Origin of the sequence: Streptomyces nanhaiensis, from assembly GCF_046614825.1 — a bacterium.
GTDB lineage: Bacteria > Actinomycetota > Actinomycetes > Streptomycetales > Streptomycetaceae > Streptomyces > Streptomyces radiopugnans.
Map to the genome: position 1 here is coordinate 1 of NZ_JBKJFM010000184.1, position 10,768 is coordinate 10,768.

Sequence of the window (10,768 nt, forward strand, 5' to 3'; positions counted from 1 at the left end):
GCCGACGCCCTGCGCCTGCTGCGCGGGCAGGACGCCGGCCGCGCGGCGCTGGTGCTCGGCGGCGCGCCGCCGGAGGAGCCTCCCGGAGCCCTGGACGTACCCGGTGCGCGGTGGGCCGCGGAACTGGTGTCGGGCCCGGAGGTACTGCTGCCCGCCCTGCGGCGGCTGCTGCGTGCAGTGGTGGTGGTCGATGCCCTGCGGGACGCGGTGGAGCTGGTGACCGGGCGCCCGGAGCTGACCGCCGTCACCGCCGAGGGCGATCTGCTCGGCGCCCACTTCGCGCAGGGCGGTTCCGCCGGGGCCCCGTCGCTGCTGGAGGTGCGGGCGTCGGTGGACGAGGCCGCCGCCGAGCTGGCCGAGCTGGACGGCCGCTGCGAGGCGCTGGCCGAGGAGCGGGAGAGGGCCCGGGAGCGGCGGCGCGCGTGCGCCGCCCGGGTCGAGGAACTGGGAGCGCGGCGCAGCGCGGCCGACAGGGAGAGGTCGCAGGTCGCCGGCCGGCTCGGGAGGCTGGGCGGACAGGCCCGGGCCGCGGAGGGGGAGGCCGAGCGCGCGGCGGCGGCCGTGGCGAAGGCCGAGGGGGCGCTGGCGCGGGCCCGCGAGGAGGCCGAGGTGCTGGCCGAGCGGCTGGCGGTGGCCGAGGAGCAGCCGGGCGAGGAGGAGCCGGACACCTCGGTGCGCGACCGGCTGGCCGCCGACGGCGCCAACGCCCGGCAGACGGAGATGGAGGCCCGCCTCCAGGTGCGCACCCACGAGGAGAGGGTCAAGGGGCTCGCCGGGCGGGCGGACTCCCTGGACCGGGCGGCGCGCGCCGAACGGGAGGCGCGGGCGCGCGCGGAGCGCCGCCGTGCCAGGCTGCGGCACGAGCGGGAGGTGGCCTCGGCCGTCGCCTCCGGCGCCCGGCAGCTGCTGGCGCACGTGGAGGTGTCGCTGGCGCGGGCCGAGGAGGAGCGGGAGGCCGCCCGGAGCGCCAAGGCCGGGCGGGAACGCGAGCTGGCCGCCGAGCGCGACCGGGGCCGGCAGCTCAAGGAGGAGCTGGACAAGCTCACCGACTCCGTGCACCGCGGCGAGGTGCTGGGCGCCGAGAAGCGGCTGCGGATCGAGCAGCTGGAGACCAGATCCCTGGAGGAGCTGGGCGTGGAGCCGGCCGTGCTGGTCCGCGAGTACGGCCCCGACCAGCCGGTGCCGCCGTCGCCGCCTGCCGAGGGGGAGGAACTGCCCGAGGACCCCGGTCACCCGCGCAACCGGCCGGTCCCCTTCGTCCGCGCCGAGCAGGAGAAGCGGCTGCAGGCGGCCGAGCGGGCGTACCGGCAGCTGGGCAGGGTGAACCCGCTGGCGCTGGAGGAGTTCGCGGCCCTGGAGGAGCGGCACCGCTTCCTCAGCGAGCAGCTGGAGGACCTGAAGAAGACCCGCGCGGACCTGCTGCAGGTGGTCAGGGAGGTGGACGAGCGGGTCGAGCAGGTCTTCACCGAGGCGTACCGCGACACGGCCCGCGAGTTCGAGGGCGTCTTCTCGCGGCTGTTCCCCGGCGGCGAGGGGCGGCTGGTCCTCACCGACCCGGAGAACATGCTCACCACGGGTGTGGACGTCGAGGCCCGGCCGCCGGGGAAGAAGGTCAAGCGGCTGTCGCTGCTGTCGGGAGGCGAACGCTCGCTGACGGCCGTGGCGCTGCTGGTGTCGATCTTCAAGGCGAGGCCCAGCCCGTTCTACGTCATGGACGAGGTCGAGGCGGCGCTGGACGACACCAACCTCCAGCGGCTGATCGGGATCATGAAGGAACTCCAGGAGAGTTCCCAGCTCATCGTGATCACCCATCAGAAGCGGACCATGGAGGTCGCCGACGCCCTCTACGGCGTCTCGATGCAGGGCGACGGGGTCTCGAAGGTCATCAGCCAGCGGCTCCGCTGAGCCTCCCCATGGGCGGCCCGGGCCTTCACCCCTGCTTCACTTCCCGAACAAAAAACGTTACACCCTGGGGTTGTCGCGGATCCCTTCCATCTATTGACTTCAACCTTTGAACGAATAGTCTCTGCAAGGTCGGCCATGCCTTCAAACGGCGGCATGCACTTGTGCGTGCCGGGTAAAAGGCGGCAACCACTTTGCACCCCACCCGGCACCGCCGCCGGGGACCGCAGGAGTACACACCGTGACCAGCACCGCGCAGGTGAGGCCGGACGGACCGGACGCCCCGGCCGGACGGCCCCAGCACCTCAGACACGTCGTCTTCATCGCCACCGCGGCGGCGATGGGAGGCTTCCTCTTCGGCTACGACAGCTCCGTCATCAACGGAGCGGTCGAGGGCATCCGGGGCAGATTCGACATCGCCTCCGGCGTGCTCGCGCAGATCATCGCCGCCGCCCTGATCGGCGCCGCGATCGGCGCCGCCACCGCGGGCCGGCTCGCCGACCGGATCGGCCGCATCCGGGTGATGCAGATCGCCGCGGTGCTCTTCGCCCTCAGCGCCGTCGGCTCCATGCTCCCCTTCACCATGTGGGACCTGGCCTTCTGGCGGACCCTGGGCGGCGTCGCCATCGGCATGGCCTCGGTGATCGCGCCCGCCTACATCGCGGAGGTCGCCCCGGCGGAGTACCGCGGCCGGCTCGCCTCCTTCCAGCAGGCCGCGATCGTGCTGGGCATCGCCGTGTCCCAACTGGTCAACTGGGGCGTGCTCAACCTCGCCGACGGCGAGCAGCGCGGCAGCCTGCTGGGCGTCGAGGCATGGCAGCTCATGCTCGGCATCGAGGTCGTCCCCGCCCTGCTGTACGGACTGCTGACCCTGCGCATACCCGAGTCCCCGCGCCACCTCGTCGCCCAGGGGCGCACGGACGAGGCCAGGGCCGTCCTCGCGGACGTCGAGGCGCGGGGGAGCGACCTGGACGCCCGGATCGCCGAGATCCGCGAGCGCATGCGCGGCGAGCGCAGGCCGAGCCTGCGCGACCTGCTGGGAGGGCGCTTCGGCCTGCTGCCCGTCGTCTGGGTCGGCATCGGCCTGTCGCTGTTCCAGCAGCTGGTCGGCATCAACGTGATCTTCTACTACAGCGCCTCGCTGTGGCAGTCGGTCGGCATCGACCCCGGCAGCTCGTTCCTCTACTCCTTCACCACCTCGATCATCAACATCGTCGGCACGGTGATCGCGATGCTCCTGGTGGACCGGATCGGCCGCAGGCCGCTGGCCCTGACCGGCTCCGCGGGCATGGCACTCTCCCTCGGCGCCGCGGCCTGGGCCTTCTCCTACAAGAGCGGCACCGGCGACGACATCACCCTGCCCGACCTCCAGGGCACGGTCGCGCTCGTCGCCGCGCACTCCTTCGTGCTCTTCTTCGCCCTCTCCTGGGGCGTGGTGGTCTGGGTCATGCTCGGCGAGATGTTCCCCAACCGCATCCGCGCCGCCGCCCTCGGCATCGCCGCCGGGGCCCAGTGGGTGGCCAACTGGCTGATCACCGTCACCTTCCCGAGCCTGTCGGACTGGAACCTGTCGGGCGCGTACGTCATCTACACCGTCTTCGCGGCCCTCTCGATTCCGTTCGTCCTCAAGTTCGTGCCGGAGACCAGGGGCAGGGCGCTGGAGGAGATGGGCTGACCCGTCCGCGCCCGCCGAGACGAGCGCCGTTGCGGCCCGCCCCACGGGCCGCAACGGCGCTCGTCCGCGTTCTTGGCCGATACTGGGACGCGTTGTGACTCCGGCTCCGAAGGAGCTTCTCGCTCGGCCCGAACGGCTCTGCGTCACGGGCAGGCCCTGCCCGTGACGCAGGTAACTCTCTAGGGAACCATGGACATCCTCATTCTCGCTGTCGTCATCGCCGTGGTCGCCGTCGTGGCGATCGGCGGACTGGTGGTCACCGGCGTCCGCAAGAAGAAGACGCCGCGGCTGGACCGCTCCGCCCCACCTCCGACCATCACCCCGCCCCCGACCGAACCGCAGGTCGGCGAGGAGGCCGGGCCTCCCCGCGCGGAGGAACGCCGCACCATCGAAGAGGTCGAGCTGCCGCAGCCCCCGGTCGGGGCGACGGACGCGGAGGCGGCCGCGCCCCCCGCGCCCCCGCAGCCCGAGGCACCCGGGATCGAGGTGCCCGCGCCCACCGCCGGACGCCTGGTGCGGCTGCGCGAGCGCCTGTCGCGGTCCCAGAACACCCTGGGCCGCGGCCTGCTCACCCTGCTCTCCCGCGACCACCTCGACGAGGACACCTGGGAGGAGATCGAGGACACCCTGCTCACCGCCGACGTCGGCGTCGCCCCCACCCAGGAGCTGGTGGAGCGGTTGCGCGAGCGGGTGAGGGTGCTGGGCACCCGCAGCCCCGCCGAGCTGCGCGCGCTGCTGCGCGAGGAGCTGCTGGCCCTGATCGGCACCGACCTGGACCGTACCGTCCACACCGAGGGCGGCGTGTCCTCCGAGGGCGTGGTGCGGCCGGGCGTGGTGCTGGTCGTCGGCGTCAACGGCACCGGCAAGACCACCACCACCGGCAAGCTCGCCCGTGTCCTGGTCGCCGACGGCAGGTCGGTCGTGCTCGGCGCCGCCGACACCTTCCGTGCCGCCGCCGCCGACCAGCTCCAGACCTGGGGCGAGCGCGTCGGCGCCCGCACCGTACGCGGCCCCGAGGGCGGCGACCCGGCGTCGGTCGCCTTCGACGCGGTCAAGGAGGGCATCGGCGAGAGCGCGGACGTGGTGCTCATCGACACCGCGGGACGGCTGCACACCAAGACCGGTCTGATGGACGAGCTGGGCAAGGTCAAGCGCGTGGTGGAGAAGCACGGCCCGGTCGACGAGGTCCTGCTCGTCCTGGACGCCACCACCGGCCAGAACGGGCTGATCCAGGCCCGGGTCTTCGCCGAGGTCGTGGACATCACCGGCATCGTGCTCACCAAGCTCGACGGCACGGCCAAGGGCGGCATCGTCATCGCCGTCCAGCGCGAGCTGAACGTACCGGTCAAGCTCGTCGGCCTGGGCGAGGGGGCGGACGACCTCGCGCCGTTCGAGCCGGAGGCGTTCGTCGACGCCCTGATCGGCGACTGACGGACCGGGGAAGGACGCCGGGGACGCCCCGCCGCGTACGGCCGAGGCCGCGGCGGGGTCCGGTCCCGGGCCCATGCGCCGGAGGGCGCCGGAGGGCCCGAAGGGGTCAGGAGCCGGGCAGTTCGCGGTGGCAGACGTACGCCAGGGTGCCCAGCAGCAGCCTGGCCTGCGGGGGGCGGCCCGCCCCCTCCAGGGTGGGCGGACGCAGCCACCGGACCGGGCCGAGCCCGCCGAGGTCGGAGGGGGGAGCGGTGACGTGCTCGCCCGGACCGAGGCCGCGCAGGTCCAGTACGGCGTCGTCCCAGCCCGTCCGGTACAGCAGGCGGGGCAGGCCGGCCGCGGCGCCGGTGGCCACGAAGAACCAGGCGCGGCCGTGCGGGGTGACGGCGACCGGCCCCAGCGGCAGCCCCATCCGCTCCAGCCGGGCCAGCGCGCGGCGCCCGGCGGACTCGGAGACCTCGATGACGTCGAAGGCGCGGCCCACCGGCAGCAGCAGGGCCGCGCCGGGGACCCGCTCCCAGGCCGCGGTGGCCTCGTCCAGCGTCGCGCCGGCCGGGACCAGGAGCGACTCGTCCAGGGGATGGGCGCCGGGGGAGGGGCACTGCGGGGCGCCGCAGGAGCACTCGGTCCGGCCGCCGACGCGCGTGGCGCGCGCACCCGGGACCACGTCCCAGCCCCACAGGCCGGTGTACTCGGCCACCGCCGTGCACGCCGGGGCGCGGCGGTGGCGCCGGGTGCCGGACCGCAACTCCCGGAGCTCCCGGATCTCGCGGATGCTGCCGATTGTGAAGCCCATGCCCCCTCCAACGGGTCCCGCGTGCATTCGGTTACGAAACCGTCGCACAGAGCGACGCCGGGCGGTCCGGGTCGAAGCGGGGCGACGGGATCTGTGTGAGGGGCGCGCCGGTCTTCGCGCGCCCCGGTGTGCATCGCTTCAACCGGTTGTGGCCGCCCTGGGTCAAGTGAACCGCGCGGAGCGCCGCCTGGGTTCATCCGAAGGGGTGGCGAATGGTGGCGGTTTTGCAATTTCACTCGCCACATCAGTGATCGTAGGATTACTTTCGGTTCACACGGCGACACAGATACACGGAAGACGTCCGACGTGCGCCTATGCCAGAGGCATGCCGAGACGGCATCCGGGGACAGGACGCGTGCGGGCCGGGATGGGGGCGTTCCAGTGGGCGGCAACGGCAGCAGCGGCGGGGTCGGCACCGCCGGGAAGCGCCCGAACGGACAGCTCGCCTCGTGGTTCGCGCGCAGCGGCTGGTCCAAGGGCGAGCTGGCCCGGCAGGTGAACCGCCGCGCACGCCGGACGGGCGCGCACCACATCAGCACCGACACCTCCCGGGTGCGCCGCTGGCTCGACGGCGAGCAGCCCCGCGAGCCGATTCCGCGCATCCTCTCCGAGCTGTTCTCCGAGCGCTTCGGCTGCGTGGTCGCCGTCGAGGACCTGGGGCTGCGCGCCGCCCGCCAGACGGCCTCCGACGGAGGTGTGGACCTGCCCTGGACGGGGCCGGAGACCGTGGCGATGATCAGCGAGTTCTCGCGCAGCGACCTGATGCTGGCCCGGCGCGGCTTCCTCGGCACCTCCCTGGGCATGGCCGCCGGCCCGGCGCTGATCGAGCCGATGCAGCGCTGGCTGGTGCCCGCCCCCGTCGCACCGGCCCCCGGCGAGCGCTTCCCCGGCGCGTCGCCGGCCCCCGCCGGCGATCCCGGACCACGGGGCGACCACCGGCTGTCGGACCCGGAGCTGGAACTGCTGGAGCAGACGATCGTGATGTTCCGCCAGTGGGACGCCCAGTGCGGCGGCGGGCTGCGGCGCAAGGCCGTCGTCGGCCAGCTCCACGAGGTCACCGACCTGCTCCAGGAGCACCACGCCGAGCCGGTGCGGCGGCGGCTGTTCCGCGTCACCGCCGAGCTGGCGGAGCTGGCCGGCTGGATGAGCTACGACGTCGGGCTCCAGCCGACCGCGCAGAAGTACTTCGTCCTCGCCCTGCACGCGGCCAAGGAGGCCGGAGACCGGCCGCTGGGCGCGTACGTGCTGTCCGACATGGGCCGCCAGATGATCCACCTGGGCCGGCCCGAGGACGCGCTGGAACTGGTCCACCTCGCGCAGTACGGCGGCCGGGAGGACGCCACCCCCCGCACCCAGGCCATGCTCCACGCGGTGGAGGCGCGCGCGTACGCCAACATGGGACGGCCCGACAAGTGCCACCGGGCGGTGCGGATGGCCGAGGAGACCTTCGCCGAGGCCACCGAGGGGGACGCCGACCCGGACTGGATCGGCTTCTTCTCCGAGGCCGAGCTGCACGCCGAGAACGCCCACTCCTACCGCGACCTCGCCCATGTGGCGGGCCGCAGCCCCGCCTACCTCTCGCTCGCGCAGCCGGCGATGCGGCGGGCCGTGGAGCTGTTCGGCCGCGAGTGCGGCGGCGGCAGGGGCCACCAGCGCTCCTACGCGCTCAACCTCGTCGGCATGGCCACGGTCCACCTGCTGCAGCGCGAACCCGAGCAGTGCGCCGAGATGACCGGCCGGGCGCTGAGGGTGGCGAAACGTCTCCGTTCGGAACGGGTCGACAACCGCATCCGCAAGACCGTGGCCACGGCCGCCCGCGAGTTCGGGGACGTCGCGGAGGTCGCCGAGCTCACCGAGCGGCTCGCGGACGAGCTGCCCGAGGGCGGGACCGCCCTCGCGAGCTGAACCGGCACCCCGCCCGCCGGCCCGCTGCCCCTCCTCTCCGGCGCTCCACCCCCACCGGCCCTTCCCGGCCGCCCGCCGCACGCCCCCGGGTTGTCATACGACCGCGCCGCCCGGGCCGCCACGCGCCCGCCCGGCGCGCCCGTCGTGCCCGGCCAGGGCGGTGTGCCGCACGGGCGGCGGAGAACCGGGCCGGGGGGCCGGGCCGGCGCCGGCGCGGTTCCGGCCCGCGGGCGTGTTCACCCGGGCGTAACAGAGGGCGCGCCTTCGTCACGGCCGTGAAACGCCGCGCCGCATCGGCGGAAACGGGGCTCCGGAAATCTGTGGCTCATCCTGACCCCCAGATCCGCCCCCACGGGTCGCGCACGCGAGGAGACGCCCACATTGAACGGCGCGGATACCGCTTTCGTACTGATCAGCGCGGCGCTGGTCATGTTGATGACACCCGGCCTGGCCCTCTTCTACGGCGGCATGGTCCGGGTCAAGAGCGCACTGAACATGCTCATGATGTCCTTCATCTCCCTGGGCATCGTGAGCGTCCTCTGGGTCCTCTACGGCTACTCGCTCGCCTTCGGCACCGACACCGGCGGCCTGATCGGCGGTTTCGAGCACATCGGCCTCGGCGGCATCGACGTCGAGACGCTGACCGGCGGTGACGAGGGCATCCCGGTCCTCGCCTTCGTCCTCTTCCAGCTCATGTTCGCCGTCCTGACGCCCGCCCTGATGAGCGGCGCCCTGGCCGACCGCGTGAAGTTCAGCGCCTGGGCGCTGTTCATCACCCTGTGGGCCACGGTCGTCTACTTCCCCGTCGCGCACTGGGTGTGGGCCGAGGGCGGCTGGCTGTTCGAGCTGGAGGTCATCGACTTCGCGGGCGGCACCGCCGTCCACATCAACGCCGGGGTCGGCGCCCTGGCCGCTGTCCTGGTGGTCGGCAGGCGCATCGGCTTCAAGAGGGAGCCCATGCGGCCCCACAGCCTCCCGCTGGTGGTCCTGGGCGCCGCCCTGCTGTGGTTCGGCTGGTTCGGCTTCAACGCCGGCTCCGCGCTGGGCGCGAACGGCACCGCGGCCACCATGGCCCTGAACACGCAGGTCGCCACCGCCGCCGCCATCCTGGGCTGGCTGCTGTACGAGCGGATCCGGCACGGCGCCTTCACCACCCTGGGCGCCGCATCCGGAGCCGTCGCGGGCCTGGTCGCCATCACCCCCGCCGGCGCGCACGTGAACGCCGTCGGCGCGATCGTCATCGGCCTGGTGGCCGGCCTGGTCTGCTCCTGGGCCGTCAGCCTGAAGTACCGGCTCGGCTACGACGACTCCCTGGACGTCGTCGGAGTCCACCTCGTCGGCGGCGTCATCGGCACCCTGCTGGTCGGCGTCCTGGCCACGGACGGCGTGGGCGGCCTCACCCAGCTCGGCAAGCAGGCCGCCGGGGCCTTCTCGGTGATGGCCTTCTCCTTCGTGGTCTCCTGGATCCTCGCCAAGCTGGTCGACGCCGTCGTCGGCTTCCGGGCGAGCGAGGACGACGAGACCGCCGGACTGGACCAGGCGTACCACGCCGAGACCGCCTACGACTTCAGCGCGGTGGGCGGCTCGCCCGCTTCCCGCGGCACCGCGGGCGGCCACAACGACAGCGCGACGGCCTCGCCGTCCGCGAAGGAGACCGACAAGAAGGTGGACGCGTGAAGCTCATCACCGCAGTCATCAAGCCGCACCGGCTCGACGAGGTCAAGGACGCCCTGCAGGCGTTCGGCGTCCAGGGACTGACCGTCACCGAGGCCAGCGGATACGGCCGGCAGCGCGGCCACACCGAGGTGTACCGCGGTGCCGAGTACACCGTCGACCTGGTCCCCAAGGTCCGCGTCGAGGTCCTGGTCGAGGACGAGGACGCCGAGCAGCTCCTCGAGGTGGTCGTCAAGGCCGCCCGGACCGGCAAGATCGGCGACGGCAAGGTCTGGAGCGTCCCCGTCGAGACGGCGGTGCGCGTCCGCACCGGCGAGCGCGGCCCGGACGCGCTGTGAGCGCTGTGAGCCGACCGGAGCGGGAGACCGCGTGACCCCGGAATCCGGCCGTCCCGGCGACCCCGGCGGCCCCGGCAACTACGCGGCGGCCCGGCTGCGCCTCCTTGACCGGGAGGCGCGGCCCGGGCCGCCGCGCCGCCGGGCCCTGTCCGACCTCACCGACGCCTGGCTCGCCTCACTCCTGGGCGACGCGGGCGAGGGGGTCGCGCTCGTGGCCGTAGGCGGCTACGGCCGCGGGGAGCTCTCCCCGCGCAGCGATCTGGACCTGCTGCTGCTGCACACCGGCCGCGACACGCGCGAGGTCGCCGCCCTCGCCGACCGCATCTGGTACCCCGTGTGGGACCTGGGGATCGCCCTGGACCACTCGGTGCGCACCCCGGGCGAGGCCGAACGGGCCGCGGCCGGCGACCTGAGGGTGCAGCTCGGGCTGCTCGACGCCCGGCACGTCGCCGGAGACCCGGAGCTCACCGCCGCCCTGCGCACCCGGATGCTCGCCCGCTGGCGCACCGGCGCCCACCGGCTGCTGCCCGAACTGCGCGAGGCGGTCCGGGAGCGCGCCCGCCGCCACGGCGAGCTGCGCTTCCTCCTCGAACCCGATCTGAAGGAGGCCCGCGGCGGCCTGCGCGACGCCACCGCCCTGCGCGCGGTGGCCGCCTCCTGGCTGGCCGACGCGCCCCGCGAAGGGCTGGACGAGGCCCACCGCACCCTCCTGGACGTACGCGACGCCCTCCACCTGGGCACCGGCCGCGCCACCGACCGGCTCGCCCTCCAGGACCAGGACCAGATCGCCGCCGCGCTCGCCCTGCCGGACGCGGACGCGCTGCTGCGCCGCGTCTACGAGGCGGCCCGGGTGGTCTCCTACGCCTGCGACGTCACCTGGCGCGAGGTCGACCGGGTGCTGAGCGCCCGCCGGTTCCGCCCGGGGCGCGGGCGGCGGGCGCGCACCCCGCTGGCCGAGGGCGTCGTCGTGCAGGACGGCGAGGTGGTGCTCGCCCGGACCGCGCGCCCCGAGCGAGACCCCGTACTGCCGCTGCGCGCCGCGGCGGC

8 protein-coding genes are annotated in these 10,768 nt (G+C 74.0%); 7 read left to right on the forward strand and 1 reads right to left on the reverse strand.

From position 1 onward, the window contains the following. The 3 genes from ACLIYP_RS26850 to ftsY form a co-directional block, all read left to right on the forward strand. The coding region (locus ACLIYP_RS26850; protein WP_412715686.1) for an AAA family ATPase at nucleotides 1-1,905 on the forward strand (1,905 nt) is incomplete at its 5' end. A 238-nt stretch (nucleotides 1,906-2,143) separates the two neighbouring features. Beyond that, the gene (locus ACLIYP_RS26855) at nucleotides 2,144-3,577 is read left to right on the forward strand and encodes a sugar porter family MFS transporter (protein WP_412715687.1); all 1,434 of its coding nucleotides are present in this window, start codon (nucleotides 2,144-2,146) and stop codon (nucleotides 3,575-3,577) included. Nucleotides 3,578-3,766: 189 nt separating this feature from the next. Then, nucleotides 3,767-5,008: a signal recognition particle-docking protein FtsY gene (gene ftsY / locus ACLIYP_RS26860; protein WP_412715688.1), complete on the forward strand. Its 1,242-nt coding sequence runs from the start codon at nucleotides 3,767-3,769 to the stop codon at nucleotides 5,006-5,008. Between the two features lie 106 nt (nucleotides 5,009-5,114). Here the strand turns inward: ftsY and ACLIYP_RS26865 are convergent, their stop codons facing one another. Beyond that, nucleotides 5,115-5,804: a bifunctional DNA primase/polymerase gene (locus tag ACLIYP_RS26865; RefSeq protein ID WP_412715689.1), complete on the reverse strand. Its 690-nt coding sequence runs from the start codon at nucleotides 5,802-5,804 to the stop codon at nucleotides 5,115-5,117. A gap of 381 nt (nucleotides 5,805-6,185) precedes the next feature. Between ACLIYP_RS26865 and nsdA the strand changes: the two genes are divergently transcribed. The 4 genes from nsdA to ACLIYP_RS26885 all read left to right on the forward strand — a co-directional run. Further along, on the forward strand, nucleotides 6,186-7,709 hold the full coding sequence (gene nsdA / locus ACLIYP_RS26870; protein ID WP_412715690.1) for a transcriptional repressor NsdA: 1,524 nt from the start codon (nucleotides 6,186-6,188) through the stop codon (nucleotides 7,707-7,709). A gap of 381 nt (nucleotides 7,710-8,090) precedes the next feature. Beyond that, nucleotides 8,091-9,386 (forward strand): ammonium transporter, encoded by a 1,296-nt coding sequence (locus ACLIYP_RS26875; protein WP_412715691.1) that lies wholly within the window; start codon nucleotides 8,091-8,093, stop codon nucleotides 9,384-9,386. After that, on the forward strand, nucleotides 9,383-9,721 hold the full coding sequence (locus ACLIYP_RS26880; RefSeq protein ID WP_412715692.1) for a P-II family nitrogen regulator: 339 nt from the start codon (nucleotides 9,383-9,385) through the stop codon (nucleotides 9,719-9,721). Before ACLIYP_RS26875 ends, ACLIYP_RS26880 begins: the two co-directional genes overlap by 4 nt. 31 nt (nucleotides 9,722-9,752) lie before the next feature. Beyond that, the coding region (locus ACLIYP_RS26885; RefSeq protein WP_412715693.1) for a [protein-PII] uridylyltransferase family protein at nucleotides 9,753-10,768 on the forward strand (1,016 nt) is incomplete at its 3' end.

Bases quoted from the DNA above. Each gene is read 5' to 3' on its own strand.
- ftsY (WP_412715688.1), top strand. From the start codon at position 3,767: ATGGACATCCTCATTCTCGCTGTCGTCATCGCCGTGGTCGCCGTCGTG.
- ACLIYP_RS26865 (WP_412715689.1), bottom strand. From the start codon at position 5,804: ATGGGCTTCACAATCGGCAGCATCCGCGAGATCCGGGAGCTCCGGGAG.